Origin of the sequence: Acetobacter papayae JCM 25143, from assembly GCF_000613285.1 — a bacterium.
In the GTDB taxonomy this organism is placed as follows: domain Bacteria; phylum Pseudomonadota; class Alphaproteobacteria; order Acetobacterales; family Acetobacteraceae; genus Acetobacter; species Acetobacter papayae.
In genome coordinates this window covers 17411-35254 of record NZ_BAIN01000002.1, presented here as the reverse complement: position 1 = coordinate 35254, position 17844 = coordinate 17411, and the positions used below count along the sequence as shown (strand labels likewise).

Below are 17844 nucleotides of genomic sequence, written 5' to 3'. Positions count from 1 at the left end.
ACTTTTGGAAAGAATTTCTAAAAGTAAACACTCATGCCATTTCTTCCCAGTCGCAAAGGCAAAGGGAGTATTGAGCTTCGCCTGAATGCCCGACAAAATCAGAACTACCGGGCCAATCGCATCATCGCGAAAGCCAGCAAAGCAGCAATTAACAGTGCAAGCGCACTGGCAGAAAATGTGGCCTGATACCCGATCCCGTCGAAAAGAATGCCGCCGCAAGTGGCCCCGAGCGTGATGGCAAGCTGGACGACCGCAACCATGAGGCCTCCTCCCGCTTCAGCATCCTGCGGAAGTGTGCGGGCAAGCCAAGTCCACCACCCGACAGGTGCCGATGTTGCAAAAAGGCCCCATGCAGTAAGCATTGCAGCAGAAGCGACAATCCACTGGCCTATAAGAATAAGCCCAACGGCCAGAAATGCCATTAGAGCCGGAATAACAATCAGCGCCGGATAAACACTGTGCTTCAAGGCGTTTCCGATAAGCATGGTGCCAATAAAACCGGAAATACCCATTAACAGCAGGATCAGCGACAGGGTGGACACATCGACATGGGCAACCACTTCGAGAAAAGGCCGCACATATGTGAAAAGCGTGAACTGCCCCATAAAAAAGAAGCTGACCGCGATCATCCCCATCATCACAACCGGCCGTGTCAGCAGACCGAAGACGCTTGCAGGCTGTCTATGGCGTTCGCTGACCATGGAAGGAAGACTGATAAGCTGCCAAATGAAGACAATAACAGCCACCGGCACCACACAGAAAAAAGCCCCACGCCAGCCGATCAGACTGCCTAGAAAACTGCCCGCAGGCGCCGCAATAACAGTCGCTAGGGCATTTCCGCCATTCAGGATCGCAAGCGCGCGTGGAACATGATGGTCTTCCACAAGACGCATGGCCGTGGCGGCGGACATCGACCAGAAACCGCCGATCACAACACCGATCATCGCCCGCCCGAACATGAAGATAATGTAGTTCGGTGCCAGAGAAACAACGGTACCTGAAACGATCATCATACCAATAAGAGACAAAAGAAGCGTCTTGCGATTGATGCCTTTAGCCAGAGAGGAAATGAAAAGGCTGGTCAGAACCGCAAACGCCCCAGAGACCGAGATAGCCTGACCCGCCTGCCCCTCACTGATATGAAGATCGGCTGCAATCGGTGTCAGAAGGCTGACAGGCATAAACTCCGATGCCACAAGCGCGAAGGCACCAAGAGACATGGCGAGTACAGCACCCCAAGCTCCTGCCTGCCTATCGGCATTACGGGTTATTTCAGAAGTTGTTTGAGAAATTGTATCCATTTCGCCTCAATATTACGAAAAACCATAGTTATGGCTCTTTCCTTACAGCTAGGAACAAAATCAACAGGCGGCATCCATCTGGCTACTCTTGCCTGTTTCATTCATTCCCTGCAGCAAGGTTGATCCTAGGACATAGGGAACGAAAGGCTGCCGAACCAACCCCGCTAAAGTGAACATGATCATGAGTAACCCTCATGAATAACCATTCCATGTCATTCTACCGGAGATGGCATACCTCAGGTTCTGCGTCGGATTGATTACCAATCTCTCGGCTATGTCTCGGTGACATCATACGGATGGGCCGCACCATCCCAGATGACACGGCCCCGCCATTTCTTTGAAAAGGCGTAGTCTGGTCGGGTTCAGACCTGTTGTTTTGTCGGACGAAAAAGAATCTCGTTGATATCGACATCTTCCGGCTGATTGATCGCAAAGGCCACGCATCTTGCAAACGAGTCAGCACCGATAGCAATGCCTGGCACAAAATTCTGGAGCTGTTCGGCAGTCGCTTCATCATGAATGCTACTGAGCAGTTCTGACTGGACAGCCCCTGGCGAAATGACCGTCGTGCGCAGATTGTAGGGCTTCACTTCGCCCCGCAATCCTTCAGAGAGCGCACGGACTGCAAATTTTGTGGCTGAGTAAACGGCACTGTTTTCCAACACACGATGCCCCGCAACAGAGGATACGTTGATGATATGACCACTTTTTTGCGCCTTCATGTGTGGAAGGGCTGCCGCAATACCATACAGGACGCCCTTGATATTAACGTCGATCATCAGGTCCCATTCATCGACGCGCAGTTTTTCAAGCGGTGACAGCGGCATGACACCCGCATTGTTAAGCAGTACATCGATCCGACCATAGGTTTTGACCGCCGTATCAACGAGATTCAGGACAGAAGCACGATCCGTCACATCGGTTTCGACCGCCAGAGCTTTGCCACCCTTGGCTGTAATGCCATCAGCAAGCGTTTTGATCCGGTCTTCGCGCCGCGCTCCCAGCACAACAGTAGCCCCCTGCTCCGCAAGGTGCCGAGCGGCTTCCGCGCCCAGACCGCTGCTTGCTCCTGTGATGACGATAATCTTATTTGCAATGGTATTTGTCATGATCAGGCTCCGTATTGTTCAGTGGCCAATTTTTTGGAATTTGAGAACGAAGTTATCGCCCTCACCAATCGCGGCATATTTGGCGTGATCCTTGTCTCCCAGAGCAAAGGTCGGGGGTAAGGTCCACACACCCTTCGGCCAGCTGGCTGTATCCCGCGGATTGGCGTTGATTTCCGACGTGCCAACCAGTTTGAACCCCGCCTTTTCAATCAGTGAGACCGCGTAAGACTGGCGGACGTAGCCATCCTCCGCACGTGGATCCTGCGGAGCATTCGTATGGCCCCGATGGTCTTCAACGCCGAATATGCCCCCCGGCTTCAGAGCACGATGGATGGCCGCTAGCATCTGCGGTGCATTGCCGGCTTCCATCCAGTTATGCAGGTTGCGGAATGTAAGAACAAAGTCAGCACTATTAGGTGGAGAAAAATCGAGATGCTCGCCATCAAACTGCGCTGTCCTGAACGTTCTATTGAGTTCGGGATGGGCAGCAACCATTTTGCTAAAGGCTGATCCTGCCCCATCTTCCGGACCAAGAGCCAGCGTGTAAACTCCTTTGTCGTGCAGGTATGGAGCAAGAATTTGCGTCCAATACCCTCCACCCGGCCAGATTTCGACAACATTGGCATCCGGACGCAGGCCAAAGAACTGTAGTTCTTCTAAGGGATGCCGGATCGAATCTCGCGCCACAAGCCGGATATCACGGCTTTCGGACTTAACAGCCTGCTCCAACGTCGGAGCAGCAAAGGCAGATCCTGTCGCCATCAGGGAAACCGCGCATAGGATAGGATAAACCGCTTTCATGGTGTTTCTTCGCCTCTTTCTGCGCCCAAATTACCAACGCTTTACCTATGTAGCCCCTTACAGCCCGCGCGATTAGCCCCCTGTCATTGCATACACTCTTCAGTTTTAGTCATGAATGAGATGCTTCACCCGGCTCTTGGCGCATCGCTTTGACAAAACCAGCAAGGACACTAGCCTTCGAAAACTTTTACCAACTGCCCTTCAGCGATATATTTTTCCACTATCATTTCGGGCGTATGAGCAAGTCCCAACCCTCCAGACAGACATCCCAAACCGGGAAAATGCTATTGAATATAACAGGCACATCAACACGCCCCCTGACATCCCGGCCGTTCCCCTCGAACTCTCAGGCATAAATCCCACCAAAGGGCGGAAACCTCATCGTGATGCATTGATGTTTCAGAAGGTCATCCGGAACCTTCGGTTTGGGATGATTCTCAAATAAGACTTGGTGCCTAGAACGACAAAACCAATATCAAGCGTCAACGGAACCGAATTCATGTCCTTTTTAACCTTTTCCCCAGCCTGCTCCGGACGTCGAAACGTTCAACCACTATATCCAGCAGTTTGCGATTGGCATGGATCTCAATGTTTGCATCCGGATATTTTTTAATAAACAGATCAATCCTTGGACGTCGAATATAGGCGATAACATCATCGCTCTCAGTAATACGGATTATGCCACTCGGCTGATCCCATACTGGCCCCAAAATACAATCTGAGTCTTGATCTGACCAAAATACGAAGCAATGTTGCGGATGAGATAATCACCCGCGTTCGTCGGCGTCACGCTGCGTGTCGTTCGCGTAAGCAGTCGCAGACCAAGGCGTTCTTCCATGGACTGCGAGACACCCAGCGTTGCCGTAGCACGCGTGAAGATTCTCTCACGTGCCACAGCCAGAAAAGCGTGCAGGTCATTTAGATTCTTGCGTGACCTATATGAGCCCTCTTCCTCAACATACTCATATTATTTTAGGCAGAGCCTATCTACCGTCGTAGCGCGGGATCTACCACGCTCCACCCCATGGAATTACTCGCTGTTCCCGATTCGCATGGACACGATAACACAAGCACATTATCCTACTCTTCAATATATCTGAGGTTACGACAGCAAGAGACTGGCCGACCGTCGAGACCAAAGTATACCATACGGGTACCTGATCTGGCTCTGACACCCCAACTGGTCAGGGAGTAGCCCTGCCAGTCGCACTATATTGGTGAGAGACATAAGAGCCCGATCTGTATGGGTCGGAGCCCCGTGCCTGCTCGTTAAAAAGCAGCAACAGAGCCATCGCTCCGTGGATCAAAAGCACCTTCGATCATGCCATTACCATGCCTGACCAGAGCCCCTGCATGCCCCATCATGGAAGAAAATGGTGCAACCATCTCTACCTCATGACCTGCATTTTGCAGCTCCTGCACAAGGTTGAAGAGAAAGAGCTCTCCATTTTAAGGGAGACACTTTCCATCCCCCATGTGCGGCCAAGAAGCCAGCGCGGGGCTGTAACAGCCTGTTGCAGGGGGACACCATAACGGGCATAGCGCGAGAAAATAGCGGCCTGCGTTTGTGGCTGCCCTTCTCCCCCCATGGTGCCGTATACCATGGTGCGTCCATCATCAAAGCGCGCGAGCGCAGGGTTGAGCGTGTGGAATGGCTTGCGGCTGGGCCGAAGAGTATTCCAACCAGAATCAGAAAGTTTGAAGCACGAACCTCTATTTTGCCATAGTATTCCAGTTTCCGGCAAAAAGACGCCCGAGCCGAATTCAAAATACAGGCTCTGAATCATGCTGACCGCCACACCAGACGAATCAATAGCTCCCATCCATGTTGTATCTCCCTGCTGCGAGGGGGCTGGCCATGGCATAGCCTTGTGCATGTCGATATCCTGCGCAAGACCACTGATCTGGGCCGTGTCATTAAGAAAAGACTGTGCGCAAACCTCCATATAAGCAGGATCACCAACATGGGCGTTGCGAAACAGGAAAGCTTTTTTTGTAGCTTCCACCAAGCCATGAATATGGGAAAAACTTTCGGGTTCCGCAGCATTCAACAGATCAAAAATCTTGAGAATGGCGAGTGATGCAACGCCCTGTGTGGGCGGCGGGGTGTTGTAGAGCGTGCAGCCCCGTATAGTGGTGTGTAATGGTGTTGTCAGGGTTGCCGTGTGTCGTAAAAAATCCTGCTGCTTCAGAGGGCTGCCCACTTTGGCAAGATCTGCACACAGGGTATTGACCATGGGGCCGGTATAAAAACTGTTCAGGCCGTGCTCGGCCAGATACCTTAAGGTACAACCCAGTGCGGGGTTACGGCGTATATCTCCAAGGGTGAACAGCCTGTCAGCATTGGTGTAGGCCCCTATAAAATCTTGGTTTTCTGACAATTCAGCCTGTTTTTCGTGTAGGAGTGTTGCCTCACTATCTGATACAGCATAGCCGCGTTCCGCGTAATGGATGGCCTCAGCCAGAAGGTCTTGCAATGGCAGATTGGGTTGAAGTCTGGCACTTTGGTGCAGAGCTTCCTGCCAACCAGAAACGGCTCCGGCCATGCTGTTGGCGGCCAGCCCTCCCCTCCAGGGTATGCTGGTATGACCAGCACTGCGATAGAGCTGAAGAGACGCGTCCGCCGCCGCCGCACCGCATGCGTCTATAACGCAGGTACGTCCATCCGGGTAGGAAATCAGCCAGAAGGAATCTCCCCCCAGACCTGTCATATGGGGGTAAACGGCAGCAAGTGTCGCGGCAGTAGCCACAACAGCCTCCAAGCTGTGCCGCCTTTTTTGAGAACATCAAGCCCTGACTGACTTGCCAGATGATGCGGTGATGTCACCATACCGCGTGTTGAATGGAATGTATGGAGCATCAGACGTCCGTAAGGTGTTTATTGTGATAATGGCGGGCAAGAAGTGTGCAGAGAAAAAGCTGTATCTGGTGATAAAGAATGAGCGGCAGAATAACAAAGCCAACGGCAGAGGCTGGGAACAGCACATTGGCCATAGGCACGCCTGAAGCGAGTGATTTTTTCGAGCCGCAGAGAATAAGGGACACTTCATCCTTTGAAGAAAAACTGAATAGTTTCCCTGTGAGAAGAGTTATTACTATTACCGCCAGAAGCAGCCCCGTATCAACGGCAATCAGAGTGGCAATATTGCGCGCCGAGAGTTGCAGCCATATTCCCTCCACCGCAGCATGACTAAAAGCAGTGTAAACAACAAGAATGATGGAAGAGCGATCTGTAATAGAAATGATTTTTTTGTTGCGATGGGCCCATTTGTACAGAAAAGGCTGTAGGAGCTGCCCTGCTACAAAAGGCAATAGAAGCTGCACGGCAATACCAACAATGGCATGCGCGGACCAAACCCCATGCGTGTGCAGAACAAACGAAACAAGAATCGGCGTTATAAAAATACCTGCAATGTTAGAAAGAGTTGCTGCGCAGATTGATGCAGCAACATTACCATTAGCGAGGGATGTCAACGCAATTGAGGACTGCACTGTGGAGGGCAGGCAGCACAGAAACAGCACGCCCAGCCACAGGTTATTTTCCATAAGGTCCGGCGCCAAAGCGTGCAAGCCTAAACCGAGCGCTGGAAACAGGGCAAATGTGCAGGCCAACACCAATCCCTGTAACTGCCAGTTGCGCATATTGTCCAATATGGCGCGCCGTTCCAGCTTGAGCCCCTGCATGAAGAACATGACCATGATGCACGCATCTGTCAGATATTCCAAAACAGTGGTGGCAAGGCCGTGGCAAGGCAGAAAGGTTGCCAGCACGACCGCACCGATAAGCGCAGTTAAAAAAGGGTCCAGTTTACGCATGGGGGCTGCTCTGCATAAAACGACGGCGCATGGGCCGCAGCACGACAAATGCCAGCAAAGCCGTGAGCAGATCTCCGCCGATGGCCAGAGCAAAAACCGGGTGCCAGTTACCGCTACTCTGGTGCAGCCATGCGGCCAGCGGACCACCAAATATGGCACCCACTCCCTGGGCCATATACAGCAGACCGTAATTGCGCGAGGCATCACGGGTGCCAAATGTGTCTGTCAGAGTTGCTGGGAAAAGCGAAAAAATTTCACCCCAGCCGAGAAATACCACGCCTGACAGCAGCACAAAGGCAACCGGGTGGTTGGCCAATGCCAGCCAGCAGGTCAGGGCAATGGCTTCCAGCGTGAAGGCAAAAGCCATGGTCTGCTCACGCCCCAACCGGTCGGAAATCCAGCCGAACAAAGGCCGTGTAATGCCATTGGCAATACGATCCAATGTCATGGCCAGCGGAAGAGCCGCCATCCCCAGAATACTCAGATGCGCCACGCCAAAATCTGATGCGATCTGTGCAAGCTGGGAGGTAACCATAAGGCCGGACGTAGCCATAGTGGCCATCATAAAAAACATTAACCAGAACAGGGGGGTTTTAACAACAAATGAGGTTTTATAGCCCGCGCTGTCTGTACCCTGCTCGGCCTGCGCTGCCTCCACCTGTGGTGTCTTGAGAAAAAAAGCCGCTATAAGACCAGCTGCAATCATGACAAGGCCAAACACCGCCATCGTCGTGCGCCAGCCCGATGCCGCCAGAAGATGGGAAATGGGGAAAGTCGTCAACATTGCCCCCATACCATAGCCCGCTGCGGCAGCGCCTGCGGCCATGCCCCGGTTTTTGGGGAACCACTGCATAAGTAAGGAAACAACGCCTACGTAGACAATGCCCGTGCCTATGCCGCCTAACCCGCCATAGGTCAGATACAGCATGCTCAGGCTCTGTACCTTTGCTGTCGCTACCCAGCTTGCACCGGTTACCACAATACCAACCATAATCAGGCTACGAGGATGCACATGTTTGGCAATCCAGCCTGAATGGGTGAAAAAAGTGTCTGAAGCACAATAAGAAGGGAAAAAGTAACCTGCAACGCCGCAGCACTAGTGTTGAAATCAACTTTCAGGGCTGGGGTAAACAGCGTCCACACATATTGCGGGGATGAAATAGCCCCCATACACAGAAGACCGGCAATCATCTGCTGCCATTTTACTGCAATCATCTGCTTTATCCTTGAAAAATAGGGAATTAGGATCCGTCTGTGCCTGTTAGCTGCGTGTACGGTGCAGTGTGGGAAGACCAAAAGCGGGACTGAACTGGATGTTCAGCATGGCACCAGCCTGCACTGCAGTGTTCAGGTTAGGAATAATGCTTTTGCGTCCAAGCTGGTCTGGGTTCCAGATATACTCAAAATACGGAGTAAACATGACGCCCGGAGCAATATTGAGACCATAGTTTATTTCTGCCATGGTTTCCTGATTGGCCCAGCGGCAGAATTGCCGTGTACACTGAGCGTGTCATTCATGCCCTGCACAAAGCGATGATCCCAGATAAAGGTCTGACCAACCAAACCAATGTAGTCGCGCGGGCGGGAGGCAAAGGGCCCCCAGTCAAACAACCCAGCGACAAAGCCATCGTGGATGGTCGCATTACCAGAAGTCATCAGGTTGGCAGCACCAAACAGAATCAGGCCGCGTGTCCCCTTTTCGTCCGGCTTCCAGATCATCTGCTGCGCCTGCAGGTATAGTTGCGTACGACCACGACGATTCATGGCTGTGCCACCATACAACGCCCGAGACTGGCCACGGTTGTTGTAGAGCGGGTCTGAATAACTGGCGGTATCGTATACAAATCCTATGGAATAAGCACGTGGGTAGCGGTCGTTGGTAAAATTGGTGCGATAGCCTACTTCAGTAGGAATATATTCCCCCTGCGCTTTGTCAAAACCCCAGTCCGGGCCGGGCCAGCTATTATGGTTACCTGCCTTGAGCCAGGGTTCAGCCTCCCATATGCCTGTTTTGATATAGGTTTTTTCCGTTGGCTTATAAAGCAAACGCACACCCCAGGAAGATGTGACAAAGGACGGCATGGAACCATTAACCGTAAGGGTGGTTGGAACGGAACACATGAAGGAGGGGAACATGCAGTACAGGTCAGAACCATCAAACTCCCCACCTTTGGGCATGGAGCGTCCGGCCAGAATGAACAGGCGGTTGTTGAACAATGCCTGATCCCACGTAAACTCCCTCACCTGCAAACCGTTATGGTTGCCGTAATAGGAGACAAAACCCCAGTTGGAGCCGGTAAAGCCCCCTGCCCTCCCATCTCCCGCTACATCGTCTGCCAGAAAATGAATTTTGGCACCGGGAATATGAGCAATACGCTGCATATCCAGATCAAGACCAAGGCCCGCAAAGTTGTTAAAAAACGAACCATGCTTGATACCACCAGCAGGTACACCAGAATATTCGGAAACACTCCATCCGGTAATATAGACACCATTCTGTGCCAGATATTTACCTGCAGACATGACCGGCTTTGTGTGTAACGAAAACAAGTAGGGCTGCGGAGTGTTGGAGTTTGAACTGTGGGCAGAAGGTGGAGCTGGCACGCCAGCGGGTGTATTGATTGCGGGCACATAGGCAGGGACGGCAGGATCCGTCATGGAACGAGCCAGTATGTCTTCTAAGCGTTTGGCATGGACGACCACATTGGAAGAAGATGCATCCTGACTGTTTTTTACAGGCGCAGAAAATGCAGGCAGGGCACCAAGCAACGCGGTAACGCACGCAGATGATGCTATAACGCAACGTTTTGGCAGAAATGAGATATGGGTCATGGCAATACCTGTTCGTAAAAGCTGATATTAGCTAGGAAAGACGTCTTTCGTTGCCGCTATCAGCATGCTTTCAAGGGAGCTGAATTCCTGTCTGTTATTCAGCGCGACAAAACCGACAGGTGGCGGTTCCGGTAGATCTGGCATGATAATTGGTGACGCAAGAGCACTGCGTTGCAGAAAACTTGGCTGGAGCGTGCACCCATAACCAGCCTTAACCGCACCCAGAAGAGCGCTCAGGCTATCGCTACAAAATGCTATATGCCAATTGATGTTGTGGCGATTAAGTGTTTCCAGCGCGATGCGCCGTGTAACACTACCTTCCGGAAAAACAACCAGTGGAACAGACTGCTTTTTGTTCAATTTTTCATCTGGATGCATGTACCATTTCAGTTTCTCTTGCCACAGAAGGTTGCCATGCGTCTCATTTGGCCCCTGCATGCCAAACATAAGATCAATATCTCCACTACCCAGACGGGTGCGTAGACTATGGCTTAACCCAGTGGTCAGGCTGATCTGTGTCTGTGTATGCTGGTTACGAAAATTTCTTAAAACAAGCGGAAATTCAGATAGAACAAGGTCTTCCGTCAGCCCAATTCTAATGTGACTCTGTGTTTGTATATGAGCTGAAAGCTGGAAAATACGATCGTGGGACTGCAATGTTTCCTGCGCAAGCCGGATAAGAGCATGGCCAGAATCTGTTAACTCAACCACTTTGGTGGAACGGGAAAGAAGGGAGATTCCAAGCGCTTCCTCCAGCCGGTGGATGTGCAGGCTGATAGTCGACTGGCTGACCCCACGCAAATGGGCTGCCGACGTAAAGTGGAGCGTTTCTGCCACAGCCAGAAAAGACCTGAGGTGGTGCAGATCTAGATTAGATTTATCGAGCATATAGATAATACACCAAAAGGAATCTTTATATCCGATTAGTGCGATAACGGAATAAGTGGGTCAAGGAAAAAGATTCCGCCCCAACAATAAAAGCGGTTAACTTATTCAATATGCTAAAAAAGATGAAAGGACTGAACGCCACCGGCTTTACCGAGGAACGATGTGTGTAACGCTTAGGCTGCGCTTCCCATTCGACCGCGCCATGAAGCTCCCTGATCCTCGACGATGGATAGGATCAGAAATGCTCGGAAGCCCATCGTGCATGATGGTGGTTATCCGACAAACCACCCCGGCCTTGATGAGAAAATGAATGGCCTGCGAAATACGATTAATAGCGGAGCTTTATGTCAATAATGACCATATATCATTCGCCGACAACGTCGGGCGCCTGATGAGTATTCTGCGGCGATGACCTCATTTCTAGACAGCCATGGCCTGCAATGCATGCTGACAGTGCAATCTTGACCCGGCAAAACTCTGCCGGGTCAATTTCAAGCTTTAGCGCAGGCCGCCGGACGCGATAAGGGTTTCACCTGTCAGCCAACGCGCATCGTCAGAGGCAAGAAATACAGCAAGAGGCGCAATGTCCTGCACCTGACCGACCCGCCCCAGTGGTGTCTGCGAAATAATAAACTGCTCCATCTCGGAACCAACAACATTGGCCGTTTTTGTGCCTTCCGTTTCGATCAGCCCTGGGTTGATCGCATTGACCCTGATATTCCTTGTGCCCAGTTCACGGGCAAGAGAACCGGTAATGGCGTCCACGGCACCTTTCGTTCCCGTATAGACAGCAGAGTTTGGCGGCGTGATGCGAGAGGCAACAGAGCTGATATTGATGACACTACCGCCGTCACCAAGGTGCTTCGATGCAGCCTGCGTCGTCAGGAGCGTGCCTAGCACGTTGATATTGAAGAGACGGTGGAAATGCTCCTCCGTGATCTCGTCAATCGATGCAAATTCGTACACACCGGAATTATTGACTAGAATATCCAGCCGACCGAACTGTGTGATCGCAGCATCCACAATTGCCTGCGCATCCGCCTTGCGGGAAACGTCACCCTGAACGGCGACTGCCTTTCCTCCACTGCTTGCAATGGCCGCGACGACCGCATCAGCCCCGGATTTGCTGGACGCGTAATTGACGACGATAGCAGCCCCCTCAGCCGCGAGCGCCTTGGCAATGGCAGCGCCGATCCCCTTGGAGGCGCCGGTTACGATTGCAACTTTTCCGGAAAGTTTGCTCATTGATATGTGCCTGTCTGTATGGGCCAGAACGCACATGCGTACTTTAATGCCCGTTTTGTCGAAACCTATGGATTTAAATGTGGAGTGATCGCTCCAACATAAGGCATATAAGACTTGGGTTTCTGGTTTCAAGGATTTATGGAGCGATGACACCAAAAAAAGAATCTGGTGCACAGCGAAGACGGGGCCGCCCCCAGTCTTTTGACCGCAAAGAGGCGTTATGCGCTGCCATGCGCCTGTTCTGGGACCGTGGTTATGAAGGAACAAGCTTCGATGATCTGATTGCGGCAATGCAGATCAGTGCCTCCAGCTTCTACAATGCCTTTGGCAGCAAAGAAGCGCTGTACCATGAGGCGATTGAAGCTTATATGAGCGTCGCAGGGGGCTGGTTCCTTAGCATCCTGAATGAAGACGCCAATACGCGAACTGTCTTTGAGGATTTGACGACAGCCGCCGCTATAGAGTTCACACACCCCGACCGACCTGCGGGATGTATGATTTCAGTTGCGGCGACCCAATGCTCCCCCAACCAGAGCCGCTTGCGCGACCTTCTGGCCAGCCAGCGAACACAGGCAGAAGACGCTATGGCCCAGCGCCTGCGAAAGGGGCAGATTACAGGAGACCTACCATCTGACACCGATATTGAGGCTCTGGCTGCTTTTTACGGATCCCTGCTGCGCGGCATGGCCGTACAGGCCCGTGACGGAGCTTCACGAGACAGGCTTCTGGAAATCGCGCGGATTGGAATGCAAGCTTGGCCGAGTATGTGAGAGAAAGCCACGGCACGAAAAATAGTTTTCCGCAATACACCCAAAATAGAAATTCAGAAATAAATCTAGAATCAGGACCTATTTAATTTATTGAACTTGATTAATTTGTTGCGATTCATAGCATCACCGATAGATGTGAGACTATAGTGACGTATTTTTACTGTATAAAATCCATATGAAACGGGTTGAACCGTTTCATATGGCATACGGAGTGCCTCGCGCAGATGATCGTCGTGTTCTGAACGGGATCGTTGATGTGATCCGTAATAGTCTTCCGTAGAAAGCCACCCCGAAAGCGTATGGTCTACACAAGACTTTGTATAATCTCTTTATCCGGCAGAGCTACCTCGGCGTCTTTGACCGGATATTCGTAACGCTGATGGAACAGGCTGACCGTTCAAAGCGTCTGATGTTTCATGCAACACATATAAAGGCACATAGAACGGCAGCGTCACTGCTCAAAAAGGGACTTTCCTCATCATATCAGACATACAAAAGGCGGACTGAGTTCAAAGCTCCATGCCGTGTGACAGTAAGAAAGTCAGGCAGCCTCTCGCAGAGCGGAATATCTCTGCCTGTATTCCACCGAAAAAGGGTCGGAAATCAAATCCACCTTAAAAAAAATGGCATCTATATAAAAAATTCCACATTATAGAATACATGTTCGTAAACCTTAAAAAATATCGATGTGCCGTAATACGATACGATCACTGCGCTCATACTTTCATGTTCGCAATCCATATCTCAGCAAGTATCATCTTCCACCTCAAAGAATGAATCCTGAGCCTATAGCGATGATGACATTCAACACCCTAGGTCACGCCTATCTCGAGACTCCTGAGCGACACAGAAGGGGAACTCCTGGACACTAGGTCTCACCTCGCCGAAGCCGGCGAACGATTTCTGATCACCAACAAGCACACTGGATCAGGCCCCAGAGACACTTGTCATCCCATCGACCACTCGCCATCAAAAACCAGAATTTCCCTTTTGAGAGTATACAAAATGTAGCATGCCATTTAAATAAAACCACAAATTGGTTAAATATTATAAAATAAAAAATTATCAATTATGAATTAAGAGACCTTATTACGAGAATATATATTAACATAATTTTCATTGATTTGTGCAATCTCTTGATTTCACAGTGTACATCAAGCGAGTGCGCAGGTTATGACGATCCAGCATCCGTCCATAGTGACAGTCAGGTTCAATTTTTTTCTTGCCAATGGTTTTAGAACTCTGCTTTTGGGAAGCATCTTTGGTATTGCAGGATATGCAACTCCAGCCTTGGCGCAGACAGATGCCTACGGCAATTTAACGCCGTCAGCGTCAAACACGGGCTCAAATTACGCCTATGACGGCAGTACATTTCCGTCATCAGATAATCCATATGTTACATCCGATTCTTCAGGAAGCCAGAGCTTCGTTCCCAAAGGGGCCTTGGCGTCTCTCGCCTCTTCGTATGATGTTGGTTACTATCTTATTGCAGAAACCATTCAGGCTTCTGATGTGGGAGGGGTTCTCACTGTGCCATCTGCGACATCGACATCCGTAGCCCGAATATCTGTTCTCGCAGGCAATTATGTGACACCTTCATCAACAACATTACATATTGATGTATCGGGCGCGAATACCTACGCTGTTCTGTATCAGAATGTTGTTTCCGAAGTACACATTACAAACACAAACGGCAGCGTCGCTTATGTTGAGAACAATACGGCAGATGGTGTTGTTATTGAAAACAATGCTGCCACAATGTCAGTTATTAAGAATTCTGCCAATAATGCGCATATTCTCAATGAAAATGGTAGTGTCATGAACTTTGTTGGCAACAATGCCAATGGAGCGACATTGATCAATGATGACTCGCAGCTGGATCTTTTGGATACCACTGCAGATAATGCTACACTATTCAATCAGAACAATTCAAAAATGACTATTGATACAAGTGAAACAACCAACACAAGCCTGACTAATGAGAGCGGCTCTAGCGTGACAATGCTGAATAATACAGTGTCAGGCTTAGATATGCACAATATATCTGCAACCATGGAAGCAGAAAACAATACGTTATCTGGGGGCACCATAACCAACGCAGATGGCGGCTATATGTATATGAAAAACAACTCTATGGATGGAGGGAGTTTTATTAACGGATCAACGACAGATTCATCGTCCACAATGATTTTGATACAGAATATTGCTAAAAATACCGATATAGAAAACTATGGTTTCACCGAAATGTATGGAGATAACCTGTCGGGTTCGACCCTGATAGCAGGGGCAAACTCCCATATGGTTATCGGAGATTGTTCAGTCAGCCGTGGATGCACTGCAGATGGGGTTACCACAGCAGAGAATATAACATTTACAAACGATGGTGTTGCTGATGTGAGCGGCCATGTGAGCCTTAGTGGCTCGCATGTTATTAACAATGAGACCCTAAACCTGTCTGATGCGATCCTGACAGGGAATGGCACGGTCGATAATGCAGGCACCCTGATTATATCAGGCACTGATAGCATCGACTCTATTATAGCGAATTCTGGCACAATAAATATCACAAGTGCAGCCGTGAACCTGTCTGGTGCGCAGCTTACTAACAATGCCACCCTAAACCTGTCTGATGCGACCCTGACAGGAAATGGCACGATCGATAATGCAGGCACCCTGAATGTATCAGGCACTGATAGTATCGACTCTGTTATAGCTAATTCTGGCACAATAGATGTCACAAGTGCTGCCGTGAACCTGTCTGGTGCGCAGCTTACTAACAATGCCACCCTAAACCTGTCTGATGCGACCCTGACAGGGAATGGCACGGTCGATAATGCGGGTACCCTGAATGTATCAGGCACCGATAGTATCGACTCTGTTATAGCTAATTCTGGCACAATAGATGTCACAAGTGCTGCCGTGAACCTGTCTGGTGCGCAGCTTACTAACAATGCCACCTTAAACCTGTCTGATGCGACCCTGACAGGGAGCGGTAATATCGATAATGCAGGCACTTTGAATGTATCGGGCACCAATAGTATCGACGCTAACATAGAAAATGCGGGTACATTAAATGTTACGCATGGCACATCGACCCTGAGCGGCTCCATAACCGGTAACGGCAGTATTTCTGTTAAAAATTCAGCGGTTATATTGTCGGGTTCCAGTGATTATACGGGCTCCATCACGGTGCAGGATGGTCTTCTGGATGTTTTGGGAACAATTTCCAATTCAACAGTCAATCTACAAACCGGAGCAACAGTTCAGGGAGGTGGTGAGGTCGGCACTACGGTGCTTGAATCCGGCTCTGTTATTTCCCCAGGAACATCGAGCACTATTGGCACTCTGACAGTCAATGGGAACCTTACGGTAGAAGAGGGAGCAGAGTATATTGCGAATGCAAAGGCAGATCAGGCGCTTTCTACACTCACTATTCAAGGCGTAACATTGAATAACATGGCGAGCGATCTGGTGTCCGTAACAGGAGCGGCTAAACTAGAAGGTGGCGATGTTTCTTTTGCTGCCTTGTCTGGTGAAGTCGAATCAGGGCAGGTTTATCGTCTGCTGACGGCTGCGGGAGGTGTGAGTGGACAGTTTTCAAGCCTGACTTCGCCTTATGTATTCCTCACCCCTGAACTGCTTTATTCTGCGGACTCTGTGGATGTGGTTTTGCGACGTAACACGTTGAGTTATTCGAGCGTAGCAGAAACCCGAAACCAGTATGAAACGGCAGTTGCACTCGCGACGTCCGCCTCCAACAGCACTGTGGCGCTTGCGTTGGATAGCCTGACAACGGATCAGGCGCGCTCCGCGTTGAACAGCCTGTCTGGTGAAGTGCATGCCTCCGCCCGGACAGCACTGATTCAGGACAGCTTTTATGTAAGGCAAGCTGCTCTGGACAGGCTGGATACCGCTGACTGCGATGGAAGTATTGTTGATTCAACCTGCATACGGCATCCCTTAAAACCGGACGCAGGAATACGGGGTGTCTTGCTGATCAGCCTGTGATCTGGGGGGCTGCATATGGTAGCCTTGGCCATAATACAGGCGATGGCAATGCGGCAGGTATGAACCACTCCACGGCTGGCTTCATCATGGGGATAGATACGCCCGTGGCGGAGACGTGGCGCGTTGGTGGAATGGTTGGCTATGGACGCTCCATGTTTGATGTGGGCAGCGGCCGTGGCTCATCCGGGCATAGTAACGATGTGACTGTGGGCGGGTATGCTGGCACGCATTGGGGTGGCCTTAACCTGCGGCTGGGGGTGGCCTATACCTGGAACATGCTGAGCATTCAACGCAATGTCGGGTTTGTTAATTATAGTGACCGTCTCTCGAGCAATTACCTGGGCGGTACAGCGCAGGCATTTGGCGAACTAGGTTACAAGTTTCATATTGGTCACGGCATGGTCGAACCGTTTGGTAATATCGCTTACGTTAACCAGCAGACCAATAAATACGACGAGACGGGAGGGCAAGCGGCTCTGCATGGTCGGGGAGTGGATACGGGGGTTACGTTCTCGACATTCGGGATTAAAGGGTCTTCGTTGTTCCATGTTGGAGATTATACTCTGATCCCCCATGGCTCTCTGGGTTACCGGCATGCGTTTGGCCTGTCCACACCAACGGCTCATGAAATGTTCCAGCTTTCTAGTGGTGGCAACATGGACATTGCCGGGGTCCCGCTGTCCGTCAATGCAGCAGTTGTTGACGCAGGGCTAACCGTAAAACTGACCGACAGGGTTGATGTAGGTCTGTCTTATATGGGGCAGTACGGAAATCATTCCGTTGATAGTGGAGCCAGAGCACAGGCACGTTTCCAGTTCTAAGAAAAGGAAGCATAGATCCGAGAGGGGAGTGCCTCTTTCGGATCAGGCTCTCTCAATGGAAGGATCGAAGAACCGTTGGTTGATGCGCTTGGCTCGTGATTTCAGGGTTGTGGCGTGCTGATTACAGGTGCCCAAGGTGGCTTTCGATCTGCGTTTTGATCAGGCCGGAGAGTACAAAAGGCTACGCGCTCGCCTTCAACCTCTTGAGAAAGAGGAAGCAGCGCATATTGTAGACGATATTGGCCAGACCGAT

Annotated in this window: 14 protein-coding genes and 1 pseudogene; 3 read left to right on the top strand and 12 right to left on the bottom strand. The window is 50.6% G+C overall.

All coding sequences use genetic code 11. From position 1 onward, the window contains the following. Positions 1-104 precede the first annotated feature (104 nt). The 12 genes and pseudogenes from JCM25143_RS15680 to JCM25143_RS01000 all read right to left on the bottom strand — a co-directional run bounded on the left by JCM25143_RS15680 (position 105) and on the right by JCM25143_RS01000 (position 11992). Complete coding sequence (locus JCM25143_RS15680) at positions 105-1220, bottom strand: MFS transporter (RefSeq protein ID WP_199897786.1); 1116 nt, start codon at positions 1218-1220, stop codon at positions 105-107. Between the two features lie 443 nt (positions 1221-1663). Continuing rightward, positions 1664-2410 (bottom strand): SDR family oxidoreductase, encoded by a 747-nt coding sequence (locus JCM25143_RS01045; protein WP_025859722.1) that lies wholly within the window; start codon positions 2408-2410, stop codon positions 1664-1666. An 18-nt stretch (positions 2411-2428) separates the two neighbouring features. Continuing rightward, the gene (locus JCM25143_RS01040; RefSeq protein ID WP_025859721.1) at positions 2429-3211 is read right to left on the bottom strand and encodes a class I SAM-dependent methyltransferase; all 783 of its coding nucleotides are present in this window, start codon (positions 3209-3211) and stop codon (positions 2429-2431) included. A 676-nt stretch (positions 3212-3887) separates the two neighbouring features. Then, entirely contained in the window at positions 3888-4124 is a 237-nt protein-coding gene (locus tag JCM25143_RS20510) for a helix-turn-helix domain-containing protein (RefSeq protein ID WP_081773424.1), read from the bottom strand. 356 nt (positions 4125-4480) lie between these two features. Then, a pseudogene (locus JCM25143_RS15670) lies at positions 4481-6071 on the bottom strand (gamma-glutamyltransferase family protein). Then, positions 6071-7027 (bottom strand): bile acid:sodium symporter family protein, encoded by a 957-nt coding sequence (locus JCM25143_RS01020; RefSeq protein ID WP_025859718.1) that lies wholly within the window; start codon positions 7025-7027, stop codon positions 6071-6073. Before JCM25143_RS01020 ends, JCM25143_RS15670 begins: the two are co-directional and overlap by 1 nt. Further along, complete coding sequence (locus JCM25143_RS15665) at positions 7020-8039, bottom strand: MFS transporter (RefSeq protein WP_234394823.1); 1020 nt, start codon at positions 8037-8039, stop codon at positions 7020-7022. The genes JCM25143_RS01020 and JCM25143_RS15665 overlap by 8 nt, the downstream gene beginning before the upstream one ends. After that, complete coding sequence (locus JCM25143_RS23015) at positions 8021-8242, bottom strand: hypothetical protein (RefSeq protein WP_234394822.1); 222 nt, start codon at positions 8240-8242, stop codon at positions 8021-8023. Before JCM25143_RS23015 ends, JCM25143_RS15665 begins: the two co-directional genes overlap by 19 nt. 46 nt (positions 8243-8288) lie before the next feature. Continuing rightward, positions 8289-8489, bottom strand: coding sequence for a carbohydrate porin (locus JCM25143_RS24555; RefSeq protein ID WP_267879896.1), 201 nt, complete (start codon positions 8487-8489; stop codon positions 8289-8291). Next, the gene (locus JCM25143_RS15660) at positions 8477-9550 is read right to left on the bottom strand and encodes a carbohydrate porin (RefSeq protein ID WP_267879895.1); all 1074 of its coding nucleotides are present in this window, start codon (positions 9548-9550) and stop codon (positions 8477-8479) included. The genes JCM25143_RS24555 and JCM25143_RS15660 overlap by 13 nt, the downstream gene beginning before the upstream one ends. A 336-nt stretch (positions 9551-9886) precedes the next feature. Further along, the gene (locus JCM25143_RS01005; protein WP_025859717.1) at positions 9887-10747 is read right to left on the bottom strand and encodes a LysR family transcriptional regulator; all 861 of its coding nucleotides are present in this window, start codon (positions 10745-10747) and stop codon (positions 9887-9889) included. Between the two features lie 498 nt (positions 10748-11245). After that, positions 11246-11992: a glucose 1-dehydrogenase gene (locus tag JCM25143_RS01000; RefSeq protein ID WP_025859716.1), complete on the bottom strand. Its 747-nt coding sequence runs from the start codon at positions 11990-11992 to the stop codon at positions 11246-11248. 230 nt (positions 11993-12222) lie between these two features. Between JCM25143_RS01000 and JCM25143_RS00995 the strand changes: the two genes are divergently transcribed. From JCM25143_RS00995 to JCM25143_RS00985, 3 genes are all read left to right on the top strand, one after another. Next, positions 12223-12762 (top strand): TetR/AcrR family transcriptional regulator, encoded by a 540-nt coding sequence (locus JCM25143_RS00995; protein ID WP_025859715.1) that lies wholly within the window; start codon positions 12223-12225, stop codon positions 12760-12762. A gap of 1173 nt (positions 12763-13935) precedes the next feature. Further along, entirely contained in the window at positions 13936-16770 is a 2835-nt protein-coding gene (locus tag JCM25143_RS00990) for a beta strand repeat-containing protein (protein WP_148299964.1), read from the top strand. Beyond that, positions 16767-17591, top strand: coding sequence for an autotransporter outer membrane beta-barrel domain-containing protein (locus JCM25143_RS00985; RefSeq protein ID WP_025859713.1), 825 nt, complete (start codon positions 16767-16769; stop codon positions 17589-17591). The genes JCM25143_RS00990 and JCM25143_RS00985 overlap by 4 nt, the downstream gene beginning before the upstream one ends. The last annotated feature ends 253 nt before the right edge of the window (positions 17592-17844 follow it).

Excerpts from the sequence above, each read along its gene's own strand:
- JCM25143_RS24555 (WP_267879896.1), bottom strand. The coding sequence starts at position 8,489 with ATGGCAGAAATAAACTATGGTCTCAATATTGCTCCGGGCGTCATGTTT.
- JCM25143_RS23015 (WP_234394822.1), bottom strand. The coding sequence starts at position 8,242 with ATGATTGCAGTAAAATGGCAGCAGATGATTGCCGGTCTTCTGTGTATG.
- JCM25143_RS00990 (WP_148299964.1), top strand. The coding sequence starts at position 13,936 with ATGACGATCCAGCATCCGTCCATAGTGACAGTCAGGTTCAATTTTTTT.
- JCM25143_RS01045 (WP_025859722.1), bottom strand. The coding sequence starts at position 2,410 with ATGACAAATACCATTGCAAATAAGATTATCGTCATCACAGGAGCAAGC.
- JCM25143_RS01005 (WP_025859717.1), bottom strand. The coding sequence starts at position 10,747 with ATGCTCGATAAATCTAATCTAGATCTGCACCACCTCAGGTCTTTTCTG.
- JCM25143_RS01000 (WP_025859716.1), bottom strand. The coding sequence starts at position 11,992 with ATGAGCAAACTTTCCGGAAAAGTTGCAATCGTAACCGGCGCCTCCAAG.
- JCM25143_RS01020 (WP_025859718.1), bottom strand. The coding sequence starts at position 7,027 with ATGCGTAAACTGGACCCTTTTTTAACTGCGCTTATCGGTGCGGTCGTG.
- JCM25143_RS15680 (WP_199897786.1), bottom strand. The coding sequence starts at position 1,220 with ATGTCTCTTGGTGCCTTCGCGCTTGTGGCATCGGAGTTTATGCCTGTC.
- JCM25143_RS00995 (WP_025859715.1), top strand. The coding sequence starts at position 12,223 with ATGCGCCTGTTCTGGGACCGTGGTTATGAAGGAACAAGCTTCGATGAT.
- JCM25143_RS01040 (WP_025859721.1), bottom strand. The coding sequence starts at position 3,211 with ATGAAAGCGGTTTATCCTATCCTATGCGCGGTTTCCCTGATGGCGACA.
- JCM25143_RS15660 (WP_267879895.1), bottom strand. The coding sequence starts at position 9,550 with ATGTCTGCAGGTAAATATCTGGCACAGAATGGTGTCTATATTACCGGA.